The sequence below is a fragment of the Streptomyces inhibens genome, from assembly GCF_003389455.1.
Lineage (GTDB): Bacteria > Actinomycetota > Actinomycetes > Streptomycetales > Streptomycetaceae > Streptomyces > Streptomyces inhibens.
This window is the reverse complement of sequence record NZ_QUAC01000233.1, coordinates 18,797-35,395: the sequence shown is the minus strand read 5'-3', so window position 1 is coordinate 35,395 and position 16,599 is coordinate 18,797. Positions and strand designations below refer to the sequence as shown.

The 16,599-nt window shown below is 71.6% G+C and carries 15 protein-coding genes and 2 pseudogenes; 8 read left to right on the top strand and 9 right to left on the bottom strand.

What is annotated here, in order from left to right; genetic code table 11:
- Positions 1–6: 6 nt before the first annotated feature.
- Positions 7–543, top strand: a pseudogene (locus DY245_RS29385) (alcohol dehydrogenase catalytic domain-containing protein); the annotation flags it as partial.
- Between the two features lie 187 nt (positions 544–730).
- Here the strand turns inward: DY245_RS29385 and DY245_RS44760 are convergent.
- From DY245_RS44760 to DY245_RS29360, 5 genes are read right to left on the bottom strand one after another with little or no spacing between them, the layout of a single operon-like run.
- Positions 731–976: a hypothetical protein gene (locus DY245_RS44760; protein WP_181923925.1), complete on the bottom strand. Its 246-nt coding sequence runs from the start codon at positions 974–976 to the stop codon at positions 731–733.
- Between the two features lie 32 nt (positions 977–1,008).
- Entirely contained in the window at positions 1,009–2,025 is a 1,017-nt protein-coding gene (locus DY245_RS29375) for a Rieske (2Fe-2S) protein (RefSeq protein ID WP_181923924.1), read from the bottom strand.
- Positions 2,022–3,056, bottom strand: a complete 1,035-nt coding sequence (locus DY245_RS29370; protein ID WP_128510244.1) for a phytoene/squalene synthase family protein — start codon at positions 3,054–3,056, stop codon at positions 2,022–2,024. The genes DY245_RS29375 and DY245_RS29370 overlap by 4 nt, the downstream gene beginning before the upstream one ends.
- A complete protein-coding gene (locus DY245_RS29365; protein WP_128510243.1) occupies positions 3,053–4,600 on the bottom strand; it encodes a phytoene desaturase in 1,548 nt (515 codons plus the stop codon). Before DY245_RS29365 ends, DY245_RS29370 begins: the two co-directional genes overlap by 4 nt.
- Positions 4,597–5,844 (bottom strand): polyprenyl synthetase family protein, encoded by a 1,248-nt coding sequence (locus tag DY245_RS29360; protein WP_244943335.1) that lies wholly within the window; start codon positions 5,842–5,844, stop codon positions 4,597–4,599. Before DY245_RS29360 ends, DY245_RS29365 begins: the two co-directional genes overlap by 4 nt.
- A gap of 369 nt (positions 5,845–6,213) precedes the next feature.
- Between DY245_RS29360 and DY245_RS29355 the strand changes: the two are divergent.
- Positions 6,214–6,697 (top strand): annotated as a pseudogene (locus DY245_RS29355) (cryptochrome/photolyase family protein); the annotation flags it as partial.
- 159 nt (positions 6,698–6,856) lie between these two features.
- Here the strand turns inward: DY245_RS29355 and DY245_RS29350 are convergent.
- Positions 6,857–7,117: a hypothetical protein gene (locus DY245_RS29350; RefSeq protein WP_128510241.1), complete on the bottom strand. Its 261-nt coding sequence runs from the start codon at positions 7,115–7,117 to the stop codon at positions 6,857–6,859.
- A gap of 358 nt (positions 7,118–7,475) precedes the next feature.
- On the opposite strand from DY245_RS29350, the gene DY245_RS29345 reads away from it, so the two are divergent.
- The 3 genes from DY245_RS29345 (at position 7,476) to DY245_RS29335 (ending at position 11,115) form a co-directional block, all read left to right on the top strand.
- Complete coding sequence (locus DY245_RS29345) at positions 7,476–8,669, top strand: lycopene cyclase family protein (RefSeq protein ID WP_128510240.1); 1,194 nt, start codon at positions 7,476–7,478, stop codon at positions 8,667–8,669.
- A gap of 62 nt (positions 8,670–8,731) precedes the next feature.
- Entirely contained in the window at positions 8,732–9,523 is a 792-nt protein-coding gene (locus DY245_RS29340; protein WP_128510239.1) for a class I SAM-dependent methyltransferase, read from the top strand.
- The gene (locus DY245_RS29335; protein WP_181923923.1) at positions 9,520–11,115 is read left to right on the top strand and encodes an FAD-dependent oxidoreductase; all 1,596 of its coding nucleotides are present in this window, start codon (positions 9,520–9,522) and stop codon (positions 11,113–11,115) included. The genes DY245_RS29340 and DY245_RS29335 overlap by 4 nt, the downstream gene beginning before the upstream one ends.
- Positions 11,116–11,399: 284 nt before the next feature.
- Here the strand turns inward: DY245_RS29335 and DY245_RS29325 are convergent, their stop codons facing one another.
- The 3 genes from DY245_RS29325 to DY245_RS29315 form a co-directional block, all read right to left on the bottom strand.
- Positions 11,400–12,155: a transposase family protein gene (locus DY245_RS29325; protein WP_425329453.1), complete on the bottom strand. Its 756-nt coding sequence runs from the start codon at positions 12,153–12,155 to the stop codon at positions 11,400–11,402.
- Positions 12,156–12,429: 274 nt separating this feature from the next.
- On the bottom strand, positions 12,430–12,903 hold the full coding sequence (locus DY245_RS29320) for a hypothetical protein (protein WP_128510238.1): 474 nt from the start codon (positions 12,901–12,903) through the stop codon (positions 12,430–12,432).
- Between the two features lie 38 nt (positions 12,904–12,941).
- On the bottom strand, positions 12,942–13,502 hold the full coding sequence (locus tag DY245_RS29315; RefSeq protein ID WP_128510237.1) for a hypothetical protein: 561 nt from the start codon (positions 13,500–13,502) through the stop codon (positions 12,942–12,944).
- A 358-nt stretch (positions 13,503–13,860) separates the two neighbouring features.
- On the opposite strand from DY245_RS29315, the gene DY245_RS29310 reads away from it, so the two are divergent.
- The 3 genes from DY245_RS29310 (at position 13,861) to DY245_RS29300 (ending at position 16,467) form a co-directional block, all read left to right on the top strand.
- On the top strand, positions 13,861–14,187 hold the full coding sequence (locus DY245_RS29310; protein ID WP_128510236.1) for a plasmid stabilization protein: 327 nt from the start codon (positions 13,861–13,863) through the stop codon (positions 14,185–14,187).
- Between the two features lie 232 nt (positions 14,188–14,419).
- The gene (locus tag DY245_RS29305; protein WP_128510235.1) at positions 14,420–15,535 is read left to right on the top strand and encodes a carboxylate-amine ligase; all 1,116 of its coding nucleotides are present in this window, start codon (positions 14,420–14,422) and stop codon (positions 15,533–15,535) included.
- A gap of 254 nt (positions 15,536–15,789) precedes the next feature.
- Positions 15,790–16,467, top strand: coding sequence for a GAP family protein (locus tag DY245_RS29300; protein ID WP_128510234.1), 678 nt, complete (start codon positions 15,790–15,792; stop codon positions 16,465–16,467).
- Positions 16,468–16,599: the final 132 nt, after the last annotated feature.

Sequence of the window (16,599 nt, the reverse complement as noted above, 5' to 3'; positions counted from 1 at the left end):
GACACCATTCCTGACCCGAAAATCAAGGACCCCACGGACGTCATTGTGCGGATCACCTCGACAGGTATCTGCGGATCCGACCTGCACTTGTACGAAGTGCTCGGGCCGTTCCTGGATGCCGGTGACATCTCGGTCACGAGCCGATGGGAATCGTCGAGGAGCTCGGCCCCGAGGTAACAGCCCTTTCGGTCGGTGACCGTGTCATTGTCTCGTTCAACGTCTCTTGCGGCACCTGCTGGACGTGCAGCCAAGGGCTCCATTCGCAGTGTGAAACCAGGCAGGTCAAGGACCGGGGCATGGGCGCCGCGCTCGTCGGCTTTTCCAAGCTCTACGGACAAGGCCGGGAGGACAGGCCGAGTTGCTGCGCGTGCCTGCGGCAACACACTGCCCGTCAAGGTGCCGCACGGCCCGCCGGACCAGCGGTTCGTCTACCTCTCCGATGTCCTGCCCACCGCCTTGCAGTCCGTCGCCTACGCCGACATCCCGGAGGGCGGCACGGTCACCGTCTTCGGCCTCGGCCCCGTCGGCGACATGGCCCGGCGGTGTCGTTGACCCCGTACCCATGCTCACCTTGTTCGACAAGCAGGGCGGTCTGGTGGCGGGCACGGCCGTGCGCTGCCGTCACCCAGACCGCTGCCTGCTGCCCAAACGCTGGTCAAACGCTGCTCGAGCCGAAGCTCGGCACGGCATACCTCGGCGACTTCCGTTATGTCTCCAACTCCCTCTACAACTACAGCACTTCAGATGCCACACAGTCGATCGGCTGGGCGGACACGGTGGGTTCCACGGACTCCGCGGGCGTCTCTGTCACCGCCGACGGAAAGATCGCCGGCCTCATCGACCTGAGCGTCACCGCGACGTACAGCCACACCTGATCGAGCTCACACACCGAGAACAGCTCCATGAACATGACGGTGAAGCCCGGCGAGGTGGACTGGATCTCCCGTGCACAGGTGATGCAGACCGTCTCGGGCACCTGGCAGACCCACTACGACAACCCCGCGGCGCTCAGTACGGCGAGCGGCCGGTGGTACGCAGCTGCCAGTGGCGTTCGGCGTATGCCAGGTCGTCGCGCCACAGACGACCGGCCGTGGCCCTGACGAGAGGGCGCAGGGCGGGTGCCACGCGGCGGAGGGAGGCGAAACCGGGGCGGTCGGAGGTGGCCACGATCGCTTCGGTCACCGCGGTGCGGGGCCGGCCCAGTGCGTCGGGGCCGAGCGGGGTGGCGTGGGTCTCGACGGCGGAACCCCGTCCCTCTCCGTCGGTGATGTGCATGACCACCGTGCGCGGCTCGGGTGCCGTGAACACCGCGCGCACCGGTACGACCAGGCGCCTGGTGAGCTTGAAGGTGACGTCCACGGTGAACCCCTCGTCGTCCGCAGGCCGTTCCGGATCCGGGGCGGAGACGACGGTCAGGTCCACGAAGGAATACGGATGGAGCCAGGCCCCGTGCCAGGGATCGAGACGGTTGGCCACCACGTCCTCGGGTTCGCACACGCCGACACTGGTGAACACGGTGTCCATCGCCGAGGCCGGACGGGGGCGGGCAGGGAGCACCGGCGCGGCCGTCGGCGGCTCTCCGCCGACGGCATCCAGGCGCACCCAGACCAGCACCCCGTCGTCGTGGACCGGAAGCGGTTCCCAGCCGGCGAACGCGGAGCCGTCGAGGGCGAGTCCGTGCCAGTGACAGACCAGTTTGCCGCAGTGCACCGGGCTGTCCGCCAGCGGTGCCCCGAGATGCGGGCAGGCGCCCGGTCCGGCCACCGGACGCCCGGCCGCATCACGCCACACCACCACCTCGTGCCCCGCGATGCTGCCCGCCAGGGGCCGGGTAGGGCGCAGATGCCTGCTCGCGCCCACCACGAACCAGTTGCCCGAGGGGCGCGCCTGGGCGCGCTTCAGGACGCTGGCGATCAGCGCCGGGCGGGCGTCGCGCCAGGTGGGACGCTGGCGCTCCCACGGGACGGGCTGGCGGCGCAGCCGCAGCGGGTAACGCCCTCGCCGGATGGGGCCGTTGGACGTCATCCGATCTCCTGCCGTACCCGTCGGCCGCCGCCGGGACCGTCCGCGGGAGCCGATGGCCGTGGCTGCGGGCCGGGGGACGCGGTGAACCGGTTTCCGCGTGCCCCTACCCGGGCCGCGGCCACCCGCGCGAAACCGTCCAGCGCCACGGCGGCCCGTCGGCGCCGGGGCACCACGGCGCGGCGGTGGAGAGCGGCGTATCCACCGTCGGCGACGGCGTCGAGGATGGCGCCGTAGAGCACGAACGCGGTACGGATACACGGCCGCGACACCGGGGCCAGCATGGGCAGTCCGGGCGCCGCGGCGCGGTACACGCCGCGCGTGAGGTCCTCGGTGGCCCGCAGCGCGGCGGTGATGCGCCGGTCGCGACGGCCAGTGTCCCGGCTCCACCGCAGCAGCGCCCGGTCCACATCGTGGGCCCGCAACAGGTCCATCGGCAGGTAGACGCGGCCACGGTCGAGGTCTTCGCCCACGTCCCGCAGGAAGTTGGTGAGCTGGAAGGCCACGCCGAGGGCGGCGGCGTGCGGTGCGGCCTCCTCGCGCGGCACCACCGTGCCGAGCACCGGCAGCATCTGGAGTCCGATCACGGCGGCCGAGCCGTGCATGTAGCCGCACAGTTCGTCGTAGGTGGCGTACTCCGTGACCTCCAGGTCGCTGCGCATGGCCGCCATGAAGTCGAAGAAGTGCCGATGATCGATCCCGTACCGTGCGGCAGCGTCGGCCAGCGCCCTGACCACCGGCTCGGCGCTTCGCCCGCCGGGCCGTAGTCCGCTCTCCAGGCTCTGTCCGAGCCGGGCGAGCGCCTCACCGCGCTCCTGGCGAGTGGTGCGGCGCCTGAGGTCGTCCACGATGTCGTCGGCCCAGCGAGCGAAGCCGTACAGTGCGTGGACCGCGGGCCGGCGGTCGGCCGGCAGCAGACGGGTGGCAAGGAAGTACGTCCTGCCGTGGCGGGCGGCGAGCCGGTGGCAGCAGGCGTAGGCGTCCCGCAGCGTCGGATCGGTGATGCCTGCGGCGTCGAGGGCACGGTCGGTCATGGGCGGGCGCCTTTCGCGGCCGGTTCCGGCGCCCGGGTGCGGGCGTACCGACGGGTGCGGGCGGGCGTGCCGGTGATCCGGGCCGCCGCCAGCTTTCCGGAGAGCAGCACGGTGGGTACGCCGACGCCCGGCGTCGTGCCACACCCCGCGAGAACGGCGTTCTCCGTACCGGCGACCAGATTGCGCGGGCGGAACGGGCCGGTCTGGGCGAGGGTGTGGGCGAGGGAGAGCGGCGTTCCGGCGGCGTGTCCCTGGCCGTGCCAGTCGAGCGGGGTCACCAGGCACTGTTCCTCGATGGCCGCGCCGAGACCGGTCAGTCCACGCCGTTCCAGCTCCGCCAGGAGGGCGTCGCGGTAGCGCGGGCCGAGGTCGGCCCATGCGGCAGCGTCGGGCCCGACGACGGTGTTGGGGCAGGGGGCCAGGATGTAGTGCAGATGGCGTCCCGGAGGCGCCAGCGAGGGATCGGTGGTCGTCGGCCGGGTGATCAGCAGCGACGGATCGCTCATCAGCCGGCCGGTACGGGTCAGTTCGTCGAAGGTCCGCCGCCAGGCACCGCCGAAGGTGAGCGTGTGGTGGGCGAGGATCGGCCAGGTACGGTCCGTGCCCGCGTGCAGCACGACGACGGAGGGAGAGTGGCGCAGCCGCACGGGACGGGACGGGCGGCGGCCGAGCAGCCGGTAGGTGACCGGCAGGTCGGGGGTGAGGACCACCGCGTCGCAGGGGATGCGGTCCTGTGGGGTGATCACCGCGGTGATCCGGCCGCCCGCGCGTTCGAGCCGGGTGACGGGGTGTCCGTAGCGCAGGTCGGCGCCCGCGTCGGCGGCGGCGTCGGCCATGGCGCGCGGCAGAGCGTGCATCCCGCCGCGGGGGAAGAAGACGCCCGCCACGGTGTCCATGTAGGCGATGACGGCGTAGGCGGCGAGGGCGCGGGCCGGGGGCACGCCCGCGTACAGGGCCTGAAAGCAGAAGATGCGGCGCAGTCGCTCGTCGTGCAGATAGCGGCCGATGCGGGCGTCGAGCCGGCCGAAGCCGCCGAGCGCGGCGAGCCGGGCCAGGTCGGGGGTCAGCAGCTGGAGCGGAGAGTCGAAGTTGGCGTCGATGAACCGGCCCATCTGCCGCGCGTGGAGACGCTGGAGCCAGTCGCGCAGCCGCCGGTACCCCGCCGCCTCACGGGGGCCGGCGAAGCGTGCGATCTCGGCCTCCATCGCCTCGGCCCTGGTGTGCACATCGAGGTGGCTGCCGTCGGCGAAGCGTGCCCGGTAGGCGGGGTGCAGCGGGACCAGGTCGATGCGTTTGTAGAGGCTGTCGCCGACCGCCGCGAAGGCGTCGTCGGCGAGGTCCGGCATGGTCAGTACGGTGGGGCCGGTGTCCATGCGATAGCCGCCGCGTTCGAGCAACCCGGCCCGTCCGCCTGGCAGCGCGCCGGATTCGACGACGGTGACCTGGCGCCCGGCTCCGAGCAGGTAGAGGGCCGCGGACAGCCCCGACAGCCCGGCGCCCACCACCACGACATGGTCCGTGCGGCCGCACACTGTCCGGGTCACCGGGGGCCTCCGTACGACCGGACGCCTGCCAGCAGGGACGCCGACTCATCCTCCGGAGCCGGGGCGCCCCCGGCCGCCGCGGACATCAGCTCCTGGAGACGTTGTCGGCCCGGGGGACGCAGGGCGACGGCGGCCAGATGGCCGCCGCTGCGCGCGATCAGCCGGTCGATCTTCGCCTCCACCATGGCGCGGGCACCGGTTGCCTCCAGTACGCGCCGCACCTCGGCGAGGTCGGAGTCCGGCAGGTCGCCGACGCCGAGGCAGCGGTCGAGCACGGCCAGGGCGGCGCGGTCCTTGGCCTCGGTGGCTCGCCGTTGTGCCACGGCCACGAGATAGGTGGGTTTGCCTTCCCGCAGGTCGTCACCCGAGGGCTTACCGGTCCGCCGCGGATCGCCGAAGGCGCCCAGGAGGTCGTCATGGAGCTGGAAGGCGGTGCCCGCGCACCGCCCGGCCGAGCCCAGGGCCCGGACGGTTGCGGTGTCCGCCCCCGCCAGCGCGGCCCCCAGGAGCACCGGTCGTTCCACCGAGTACAGCGCGCTCTTGAGGCAGGCGGTGCGCAGCGCCTGCGCCGGGGAACGCGAGGCGGTCGCCTGTCCGCGCAGGTCCAGGTACTGTCCTGCGACCATCTCGGTGCGCAGCGCACGCCAGATCGCCCTCACCCGAGCGGCGGTCTCCCGGCCGAGGCCGACCTCGGCGACGATGTCGTCCGCCCAGGCCAGGGCCAGGTCCCCGGCGAGGATGGCCGCTGCCCGGCCGAACGGCTCGCCGCCGCGCGGGAAGCGGGACGCAGGGTGAAGGGCGGCGAACTCGCCGTGCAGGGCCAGTCGGCCGCGGCGCAGCGGGGAGCCGTCCATCACGTCGTCGTGGGCCAGGGCACAGGTCTGTAGGAGCTCCAGCCCGCCCGCCAGGCGCAGCGCCGCGTCGGTCTGTGCTGGGTCCGCGCCGCCGCAGGCGCGCAGCGCCCACCACAGGAACCGCGCCCGCATCCGCTTGCCGCCGTGCAGGGTGAAGCGGGCGACCCGCTCGGCGACCTCCCGCGCGAAGCCGGCGTCCAGCTCCGCCGCCTGCTCGACGCGGTGGTGCAGGACGGCGTCGAGCGTGCGGCGCACCGCGCCCGGGACATCGGCGTCGACCGTCGCAGAATCCGGGTGCAGCGGGAGTGGGGTGCCGGCGCCCGGGCCCGGTGGGCGGGGATCGGACGGCCGCCCGCACCAGGTGTGCCGTGGCGCCATGGTGCGAGGCATCCCGGTTCCTTTCGTCATGGCCTGCCCGGGGAGCACGGAGGCCGTGCCGGGGCCCGTGTCTGCGGGGCGGGCCGTTGCCCGTGGGCGTCGTGCGCGGAAGGGAACGACATAACTGACAGAATGTCAGAATAGCCATTAAAAGCCGCTCACCTTTGCGTTCCGTGCCCGGTGCCGGGCGCGTGTCCGCATCCTCGGCGTGGTCGATGCGGTGGTGATCTGACCGGAACCGGTCCGGCGGCCAGGCAGGAGCGGATGGCAGGACGATCCACGGACGACCCAACCGGACGACGTGGAACGGTGACTGCGCCCTCCGCATCAACGCGACACCGCACCGCACCGCCGACGTCCGCGGTCCCGGTCTGCGGCGGCATGAGCACGGCGCACTGGCTCTTCGGCGACCAACTGGGACCGTACTTCACCGCTCCCGGGGAGGACGGACCCGTGACGCGACGCCCCCTCGTCATGACCGAGGCCCGGCCGGTCTTCCGCCGCCGATTCCACCGCGCGAAGGCGCATCTGGTGCTTTCCGCCATGCGCCACCGAGCTGGACGAGCGAGTGCACTACGTCCAGGCCGACACCTACCGCGAAGGAGTGCACCAGGCCCTCGGCGGACGGCTGGTGACGGTCCACCACCCCACCTCCCGCGCCGCGCTCGCCCTGATCTCGTCGCTGGACCGGGTAAAGGTCCTGCCCGCCCGTGGCTTCCTGCTGCCTCACGAGGGCTTCCGGGCGTGGGCGGACGGCCACGGCGTCGAGCGGCTGCGCCAGGAGTCCCCCTACCGCTGGGTGCGACGTGGACACGGCTTCCTCCTGGGGGGCGCCGACCCGGCCGGCGGACGCTGGAATCTCGACCAGCGGCGCGGGCCGACATGCGTGTGAGTACGTCGAGACCACGCGGTAGGGCGGCATCTCCAGGGCGGGCAGCAGAGTAGTGGCGGGGCCCGGACCGGTCGCCACCACCACGGCGCGCGCCGAGTTCCCGCCCGGAGGCGAGCAGTACGCCCTCGTCGGTCACGGGCCGACCGCGCTCCCAGCGCCGGCATCACACGGGCCCGCCAGGAGTCCGAGCCGCCGTGGAGCGCGGGTGGGGTCGCCCAGGCGGAGCCGCCCACGGTCGGCGTGGACCAGTACGTCCGGGGTGAACGGCCGCAGGCGCAGATCACGCAGCGACAGGCGCCGCCGGACCTGGGGATGGGACGTGTTGAAAACCTGGAAGCCGCGGTCGATCACGAACGTGTCCCCGTCACCGCTCCAGAGACGGTCGGAGCGCACCGGCCTCCGGGCCCGTCCGACGCCTCCACGATCCGCACGTCCAGACCCGAGCCGAGCGGGTCGCGGGCGCCGCGCCCTGCGATCCCGGCTCCGATCACCAGGACGTCAGGTGTCGTACGACGAACCGTCATGGCCTTTCCCCTCCTTCCCGGCAACGGACGAGAGCCTCGCGACCCGTGGTGTCCCATCCATTCCCTTCTCTCCGCAGAATACGATGCAAAAAGTGTGAGTTACGCATATGGCGCAGGTGTGCGAGGTGCGCGCCCCCGCCCGCGGCCGGGCGCCTCCCGGCACCCCGTGCAGGCGCCGCCGACGCGGACGGCGTGCCCGCGCGGGCTCCTGGCGGAGGAGGAACCGGGTGTTCGACACGGACGTCGCGATCATCGGCGCGGGCGCCGCCGGACTCTCGCTGGCCCACCGGCTCACCGATCCGGCGGCCCCCGGCCCCCGGCCGTCGGTGGTGCTCCTGGACGCCCCGCCGGGACCGCTCCGCCCGCCCCAGCGGACCTGGTGCTTCTGGGAAGCCGGCCACGGCCCGTACGAATCCGTGGTGACCGCCTCCTGGGAACGGCTGCGGGTCCACGGCCGGCGCGGCGCTCCGATCGTGGGCGGCACCGGGCGGCTGCGCTACAAGATGATCCGCTCCGACGACTTCGAGGCACTCGTACGCGACGACCTCACGGCCCGGCCCGCCGTCAGGTGCGTCGAGGCCGCTGTGGACATGGTCCGCGACTTGTCTGCAGGCGCCGAGGTGCAGGCGCCCGCGGCCGACGGAAGACCGGTGCGGGTGCGTGCCCGCTGGGTGTTCGACTCCCGCCCGCCGAGCCGCCTGCCCCCCGCCCGCAGCACCCTCCTCCAGCACTTCCACGGCTGGTTCGTGCGTACCGAACGACCGGTGTTCACCCCGCAGACCGTGGACCTGATGGACTTCCGCACCCCGCAGCCGCCGCACGGCCTCTCCTTCGGCTATGTGCTGCCCATGGGGCCACGCACGGCCCTGGTGGAGTACACGGAGTTCTCGTCGGCGGTGCTGCCCCCGCATGCGTACGACGCGGCCCTGCGCCATTACACGCGCGCCGTCCTCGGCCTCGGCGAACTGGAGGTCACCGCGACGGAGACCGGCGTGATCCCGATGACCGACGCCCGATTCGCCCGCCGAACCGGCCCCTCGGTCTTCCGGATCGGCGTCGCCGGCGGGGCGACCCGACCCGCCACCGGCTACACCTTCGCGACCGTCCAGCGCCAGACGCGGGCCATCGCCGCCGCGTACCGGGCAGGCCGCCCGCCGGTTCCCCCGCCGCCGCACCCGGCACGCTTCCGGCTGATGGACGCCGTGTTGCTTCGCGCCCTGGACACCGGCCGCGTGGCGGGCGCGGACTTCTTCCCACGGCTCTTCCGGCGCGTTCCGACGGAGCGGCTGCTGCGCTTTCTGGACGGGCGTACGCGGCTGTACGAAGACCTCACCATCGGCATACACACGCCGGTGCTGCCGATGCTGCGCACCGTGGCCGAATTGCCGCGGCTGCCCCGCCGCCCCTTTCCTCAGCCATGACACCGACCATGACGGCGGCCGTACCGAAGACCACTACCCCGCCAGTTGAGGAGACGACCCGCATGACGCAGTCCAACGAGTCATCCGGCCAGGAGCGCGAGGGCAGCCGGCCGACGCCGGGTGACCCCCTGCTGCGCGGCGCCGACCTGGCCGACGCCTTCGACGGCGCCGCCCGCTCCTACGACCGGCTGACGGCCCTGAACCCCGGCTACCACGCCCATCTGCGGCGCTCGGCACGCCGCCTCGGCATCCCGGCCGACGGGGCCGGGCGGCGCATCCTCGACCTCGGCTGTGGCACCGGCGCCTCGACCGCCGCGCTCGCCGCGACGCTGCCCGCCGCCGAGATCACCGGGGTGGACATGTCGGCCGGCATGCTGCGACGGGCGCGGGCCGCCCACCGGTCCCCGCGGTTGACGTTCGTGCACGCCCCGGTCGAGCGGCTGGCGGAGGCCGGCGTGCGTGGCCCCTTCGACGCCGTCCTCGCTGCGTACCTCCTGCGCAACGTCACCGATCCGGACGCGGTGCTCGCCACCGTGCGCGCCCTGCTGGCACCCGGCGGCAGACTCGCCGTCCACGAGTACACGCTCAGCGGCCGCGCCGCCCACCGCGCGGTGTGGACGGCCGTGTGCAAGGCCATCGTGCTGCCGGCCGGCACGGTTGCCGGCGACGGCCGACTCTACCGCCATCTGCGGCGCAGCGTAACGGAGTTCGACACGGCGCCGGACCTGCGGGACCGTCTCCGGCGGGCCGGATTCGTCCACGTCCGGGTGCTGCCCATGCCCGGCTGGCAGACCGGGATCGTGCACACCGTCGTCGGCTCACGGCCCGTTGCCGACGCGGGAGGTGCGCGATGAGCCGGACGCCGTCCACCCCGGGGCCGCCGGGCGGCCGGGACCGGTACGCACGTACGCTGACGCCGCGCCCGGGGGCAGCGCGCGTCCCAGGAGATCCGCCGGCCGTCGCCGTGGCAGGCGGCGGCATCGCGGGGCTGGCCGCGGCCACCGGTCTGGCCGAGCGCGGGGTCGCGGTCACCCTCTACGAACGCGAGACCGTCCTCGGTGGACGTCTCGCCGGCTGGCCCGTCACCCTGGCCGACGGCACCCACGCCACGATGAGCCGTGGCTTCCACGCGTTCTTCCGGCAGTACTACAACCTGCGGGAACTGCTGCGCCGGGCGGACCCCGCCCTGGAGATGCTCACCGGGCTGCCCGACTACCCGCTACGGCACCGCAGCGGACTGCACGACGGCTTCCGCCGGGTGCCGCGTACACCACCCTGGAGCGCCCTGGGTTTCGCCGTGCTCAGCCCCACGTTCGGCGCCCGCGAACTGCTGCGGATGAGCCCGGCCGCAGCGCTGCCGCTGTTCGACGTGCGGGTGCCCGGTGTCTATCAGCGGCTCGACGACGTCAGCGCGCACGACTTCCTCGCCTCCGTACGCTTCCCGCAGGCCGCCTCGCACCTGGCGTTCGAGGTGTTCTCCCGCAGCTTCTTCGCCGCCCCGCACACCCTCTCGGCGGCGGAGATGGCCCTGATGTTCCACATCTACTTCCTCGGCTCCAGCGAGGGGCTCCTCTTCGACGTCCCCAACGAACCCTTCCCCATGGCGCTGTGGGATCCCCTGGCGCACCGGCTCGCCGCGTCCGGCGTCCGGCTGCGCACCGCCACGCCCGTGGAACGGGTGGACCCACTACCGGACGGCGGATTCGCCGTCGCGGACGGGTCGGGAACGCGCCGCTTCGACGCCGTGGTCCTCGCGCTGGACACCTCCGGGCTGCGGACCCTGGTCGCTCGTTCCCCACATCTGGCCGACGCGTCCTGGCGGGCTGGAATTGCCCGACTGCGCACCGCGCCGGCCTTCCTGGTCTCCCGGCTGTGGCTGGACCGACCGATGGCTCCCGGCCGCCCCGGCTTCCTGGGCACGAGCGGGTACGGCACCCTGGACAACGTCAGCGTGCTCAACCACTGGGAGGGCGAGGCGTCCCGCTGGGCCGCGCGCACCGGCGGCTCAGTGGTCGAACTCCACGCCTACGCACGGCCCGAGGACGCCCTCCGCGAGGTGGAGCAGAAACGCCTGCTGGACCAGCTGCACCAGGTCTATCCGGAGACCCGGCACGCGGCCGTCGTTGATGCCCGCCACGCCTGGCATGCGGACTGCCCGCTGTTCGCCGTGGGGGGCTACGCCGACCGCCCGACGGTACGGACCCCTCACCCCGGCCTCGTGGTGGCCGGCGACCTCGTCCGTACAGAGCTGCCCGTGGCCCTCATGGAACGGGCGGCGACCTCCGGCTTCCTCGCCTCGAACGCCCTGCTGGAACGCTGGGGCCTCCAAGGCCAGACGCTGTGGACCGTGCCCGACCGTGGCCGCTCGGCCGCATTGCGGGCGGTCGCCCGCTGGGCCGGTGGACGCGGCCGCTCGGCGAGTGCGGCGGACTCCCAGGGTTATTGATGGCGCGTTCCACGGTGTTGCGCTTCTTGTACCGCTCGCGGTCAAAGCCCGGCGGCTGCCGCCGCGTGACCCCCTGCGCAGGCGGGCGTTCTTGTGGCCCTTCTTCTCCGGGGTCACATGTCGGACGCCGCGACGGCGCAGGTAGGCGCAGATACGCCCCGGCCAAGGCGCGGGGACAGTGATCGGACGCGGCCCTACCGCCAGGAGGCGGCGGACTGGCCGCCCGCCCCTCAGGCAGCGTCCCGCAGATCCTCGGTTGTCAACAACGACAACAGACGGATGTCCTAGGCCGCGAGAGCATCGGCACCGCCTTGCTCGCGATCAATCACACACAGTGCCTCGTCCACCTGAGCACCCGAACCGCGCAAGTCCGCGGTCGACAGCACGACCTGTCCGCCACTGGTGACCACGTCCTCCACAACCAGCACCCGCCGGCCCGCGACCTCGGCACCCTCGGCAAGACGGCAGGTGCCATACTGCGGGATCAGTGCGCCGGTGCCCTGGTAGCCGCCGTCGGCGATGACCGGGGCACCGTGACACGCTCGGTCGACACCGGACTCGGCAAACGCCCGGCAGTCGTTGCGGGTGCCGGGCAGCGGGATACCGATGGCCACCACCAGGCAGCTGTTGGCCTCGATCACGACCTGCAGGTTGGTCGAGTAGCGGTAGTTCTTGCTCGCGGCGGAGATCCTGCGATCCCTCGTGGGCACCAGGGTGCCGTCCACGATGTACACGGTGTCCTTGCGCGGCCGTCGGGCCGGCGAGATCGCCAGCAGAGGCGCCAGATGGTCCAGAATCCGGTCGGCCGCGGACTTCGAGCCCCCGAACAACGGCGCTACCTGCCGCAGCGTGAGGTTCGTGCGCCAGTACGTGGCCACGAGCAACACCCGGTCGGCCAACGGCAATCGCCAAGGGCGGCCACGCTGGACATCGCCTCCGCGACGGCGCACGAGCGCCACCAGCTGATCGAACTTCGACTGGCCCAACCCGGAGTACAGCTCGATCCACTTCGGATCATCCGCTGAGATCACCCCACCCATGCCCAGACAACACCCCAGCAGCCACACCAGTTACGGAACAACCTTTAGGGGCGCATCGGCCTGCTGCCCCACTCGCCACCCTTCCAGTGACACCGGTACGTGGCGTTGCACGGGGTCGCTGCCGCGGAGCATGAGTGCTACGCCCCTGAGCCCGGCGAGCGGGAACTCGGAGGGCTGGAGCGGAAGTTCCTGGTTGGAGGGGACGTTCGACCGGCGCAAGGGTGAGTCGCTGGAGCTGGCTTGCGGCGCCGCCGCGCTGCCGTAGAGACCGCTCTTACTCGGCGAGCAGGCGGTTGAAGAAGGACCGGTAATGGCGCAGTGCCATGCGAAGGCCCTCGGTGTCCACTTGATCGCCGCGATTCCACTGTTCTTCCAGTGCCTGCTTGTGGTCGGCGAATGTCCTGGCAAGGCTCTGCATCACCTCTGCGACCAGCGCGTCGGCACCCTGCACGGCGTCGCGCGGGTCATCCACGAACCTGCTTTGGATCTCCTGCCAGCGGCTGCGGAACCCGTCGGCGTCTTCTGAGGAAAGGAGCTGCGGAGACTCTTCCTCGACAGCGCCTGCAGCCTCGGGACCAGGCGTTGAGGCTTCCGTTTGTACGGGGGTGGACTCGCCGGGGAAAGTGGGCGCTTCGGCGGATGATTGCGGTTCCTCGTCCGGAGGGGGCTCAGGCTCGGGGGGCTGGGCCAGATCTTCGGTGGACAGGACCCGCTCGTGGCCGGGGTTAGGTGCTCCGTCGCGTTGCATTTCCCCATCCTTTGGATGCTGTGGCTGGCGGTGTGCGTTCAGGCGGGGGCGTGTCGAGCCTGGCCGCCGTCGGAGAGCAGTTCGTCGAACAGGGCGCGGTAGTGCACCATGGCGCCCCGCAGCTGCTCGGTGGTGGCCTTGTGCTGGGTACCGAGAGCATCGACCTCGTGGGCGGCGCGATAGTGCTCCAGCGTGCGGCCGTGCTCGACGGAGAGATCCTTGAGCTGCTGCTCAAAGCCTTCGGTCGGATAGCCACGCTCGTGCATCAGCGTCGTCACCAGACGGTCCGCATCATGCACAGCTGTTTCCGGGCGGTCGACGAACTCCTCTTGCACTCCGACCCAGTCGCGGCTGTAGCGCTCACGGCTGCTGCTGGGCAGGGGCCTGATGTCCAGAGAATCATGGCGCTTTTCGCGTGATCTCAGCTCTCGCTCGCCGGCCAGCTGGCTGTCGGCGTCCTCAACGGTGCGTTCGTACTCCGGCCCGAAGCGTTCACGCAGACGGCGACGTCGTCCAACGAAAAGCGTGATCGCGACGGTGAGCAGAGCAAGTACCACCACGATGGGAATGATGATCGCCAGAAGGGTGCCTGTTGACATCGGGCAAACCTCCTAAAAAGGTCCCCTCCAAGCTTAGAACCCCGATAGGTGGTTGACCGGGCAACTGAGCTGCTCGGGAGGACAGGCTGCCGCGCTTCTCGCCCGGGAGAAGGCCGACGACGACTCCGGGCCAGGCTGCGTCCGCCTCGCGAGCAGCGGATTCCTTATGGGGCGACCTACCAGCTGGAGGCGGGGACGGAATGCTCCGCCACGCTCTACCGATCGCTTCCGACGGCCGGCCCGCCTCCCGCTCCGCTGTTCGCCTGGCATCCAGTGCGCTTCTGGCGTGGACTGGTACTGAAGCCGACAGCAACGGCGCGCGGAGCAGTGACCCCGTACGAGTACGAAGAAGGACGTCATGCCTGCAGGAGCCAGTAACAAGCGTGAGCGGCAGTACGAGCACATCAAGGAGAACGCACTGGAGCACGGCGTCTCCGAGAGCCGTGCCAAGGAGATCGCTGCGAGGACGGTCAACAAGGAACGCGCCCGTGCCGGCGAGTCCAAGACCGCCAGCAAGACCTCCACAAAGGACCCGAAGTCCGCACCCCAGCGGGGCGGCGAACGCTCCCATCACGGCCCGCAGGGACCGACCAAGGACCAGCTCTACGAAGAGGCCAAGAAGAAGCACATCGAAGGCCGCTCAACCATGAACAAGGACGAGCTGCGCAAGGCCGTCGGCCGCTGACGACGGGAAGCCCTGCGGTGATCACAAAGCTCAGCTTGTCGGCCGTGGCTGGCCACAGAGGCGAGCGTCTGCCCTGCGGTCCGCCCCTCTCACCCAGGAGTCTGACCGGATTCGGGACCGCAGCGGGCGAGAGCTGGAGCCGGCGGGCCCGCTTGACGTGTACCTATCCCCTTCCTCCCGACGGCCGCTGGCCGGGGACGGTTGGCGAGAGCCAACGGGCTCCGGAGGGACGATGACCAGCGGGCCATGGCCCGGCCCGGGGCCCGCGGGGCACCCGGCGGCCCCGTCGCTGGGTGTGGAGGAGGAGTTCTTTCTCGTTGATCCGGGTAGCCGGGCGGTGGCATCGCTGGGCAGCCAGGTGGTGGCGCGTGCCCGAGCGGCCGTGGGTGACCTCGTCTCCGGTGAATTCGATGAATGTCAGGTCGAGGTGAAAACGCCGCCCTGCCGGGATGGCGCCGAACTGTACGACCAACTGATCGCCGTCCGTGGAGCCGCCGTAGCGGCCGCGCGGGCCGAAGGGCTCGGGATCTGTGCTTCCGGTACACCGGTCATCCTTGGCGAGGGCCCGGCCGTCGTGGGGGACCATCCGCGCTACCGGGCCGGCCTGGACCAGTTCGGGGCGCTGCTCGACGGATTCGCCATCTGCGCCGCCCACGTTCATGTGCACGTACCTGACCGTGAGCTGGCGGTGCTGGTCGGCAACCACCTGCGGCCCTGGCTGCCGCTGCTCGTGGCGATGAGCGCCAACTCGCCTTTCCTCGATGGACGTGACATGGGGTATGCGAGCTGGCGCACCGTCATCAGGGCCCGGTTTCCGGCCCTGGGCGCGCCGCCGTACGTCGAATCCCTGGATCACTACGAGCGGCTGACCGCCGCCCTGGAAGAGACCGAGGCAATGCTGGATGCCCGCATCCCCTTCTGGGACGTTCGGCCCAACCCCCGGCTACCCACCCTGGAAATCCGGGTCATGGATGTATCGGTGGACGTGGCGGACACCGTCGCCCTGGCGGTGCTGATCCGGGCGCTCGTGGTGACGGCCGGTGCGCTGGTACACCGCGGCTGTCCCGGCCCCCAGACCTGCGGCGAGCTGGTGCACGCCGCCTATTGGCGGGCCGCGCGCGATGGATGGCCCGGCAAGGGGGTCGACGCGTTGACGGGCCGGATCCTGCCCTGCTCCGTGCAGGCCGCCCGGCTCGTCGAGCATGTCCGCCCCGCTTTGGAGGAGTACGGGGACCTCGACCTGGCCGTGGGGTTCCTGCGCCGGCTCGCCGAGCGGGGCAGCGGCGCCCAGCGTCAGCGCTCATGGAGCCGACCACGTACCCCCGGCGCCGCTCCGTCTGCCCCGTGAGCCGGATGGGGCGACGAGACGCTCAGCAGTCCGGAACACCCGACCGAGCTGCGGGACGGTGCCGACCGCTGAGGATCGCCGTCCAGATGGACTGCTTCCGGAGAGGCTGCGGACCCGGTTCCGGGGCCCTTTCTCACACGTCCCGGAAGCGTCCACTACAGTCCCACGGCTCCGCGTTCAGGCGGTCGGGTCACCCGCTCCCGTAAAGCGTCGCTCAACTCCAAGGCCGCTACGACCCCCACCTGGAGGCAATCATGGGCAGAGTTCTCGGTGACGTACTGGGTCTTGCCGCCGGCGTCGCGATCAGCCCGCTCCCGATCATCGCCATCATCCTCATACTCGCCACGCCTCGGGGACGCCTCAACGGAGTCCTCTTCACCGTCGGCTGGATCCTGGGACTCGCGGCACTGGGCGCGGTGATGCTGGCGATCGCTTCCCCCGCAGGTGCCTCCGCCCACAACCACCCGGCCACCTGGGTGGGAGTACTCAAGCTCGCTCTGGGCGTGTTCCTCGTCCTCTTCGGCGCCCGGCTGTGGCACCGGCGCCCGAAGGATCCCTCGCAGGCCCAGCTGCCGAAGTGGATGGGCGCGATCGACCGCCTCACGCCGGTCAAGGTCTTCGCACTCGGACTGGCCCTGGCCGCGCTCAACGCCAAGAACGCCCCGCTGACCATCGCCGCGGGCGCCGCGATCGGCTCAGCCGGACTGCCGGTCGGGCAGCAGATCGCATCACTGGCAATCTTCGTCCTGATCGCCACCCTCGGCCTGCTGGCCCCACTGGGAGTCTTCCTGCTCGGAGGAGAGCGAGCCAAGACCACGCTCGGCAACTGGAAAGACTGGGCAGCCCAGCACAACGTCGCCGTGATGGCGGCCCTGTTCTTCGTCCTCGGGCTGAAACTGCTCGGAGAGGGCATCTCCCTCCTCACCTCCTGACAGGCTCACTAACGCGTGCCGGTGTGGTCCGCGCCCTCAGCCGAGCCCCGGCGCCGGCGATAGCCGCCAGCGGGCCGGGCGTCGCACTGCCGACACATGCCTCCCGCCGCCGATGACCTCCGTCGCCGCCCG

Coding starts and splice junctions, on each gene's coding strand:
- DY245_RS29375 (WP_181923924.1), bottom strand. CDS start 2,025: ATGACGTCCAACGGCCCCATCCGGCGAGGGCGTTACCCGCTGCGGCTG.
- DY245_RS29370 (WP_128510244.1), bottom strand. CDS start 3,056: ATGACCGACCGTGCCCTCGACGCCGCAGGCATCACCGATCCGACGCTG.
- DY245_RS29360 (WP_244943335.1), bottom strand. CDS start 5,844: ATGCCTCGCACCATGGCGCCACGGCACACCTGGTGCGGGCGGCCGTCC.
- DY245_RS29340 (WP_128510239.1), top strand. CDS start 8,732: ATGACGCAGTCCAACGAGTCATCCGGCCAGGAGCGCGAGGGCAGCCGG.
- DY245_RS29335 (WP_181923923.1), top strand. CDS start 9,520: ATGAGCCGGACGCCGTCCACCCCGGGGCCGCCGGGCGGCCGGGACCGG.
- DY245_RS29325 (WP_425329453.1), bottom strand. CDS start 12,155: ATGGGTGGGGTGATCTCAGCGGATGATCCGAAGTGGATCGAGCTGTAC.
- DY245_RS29320 (WP_128510238.1), bottom strand. CDS start 12,903: ATGCAACGCGACGGAGCACCTAACCCCGGCCACGAGCGGGTCCTGTCC.
- DY245_RS29315 (WP_128510237.1), bottom strand. CDS start 13,502: ATGTCAACAGGCACCCTTCTGGCGATCATCATTCCCATCGTGGTGGTA.
- DY245_RS29310 (WP_128510236.1), top strand. CDS start 13,861: ATGCCTGCAGGAGCCAGTAACAAGCGTGAGCGGCAGTACGAGCACATC.
- DY245_RS29305 (WP_128510235.1), top strand. CDS start 14,420: ATGACCAGCGGGCCATGGCCCGGCCCGGGGCCCGCGGGGCACCCGGCG.
- DY245_RS29300 (WP_128510234.1), top strand. CDS start 15,790: ATGGGCAGAGTTCTCGGTGACGTACTGGGTCTTGCCGCCGGCGTCGCG.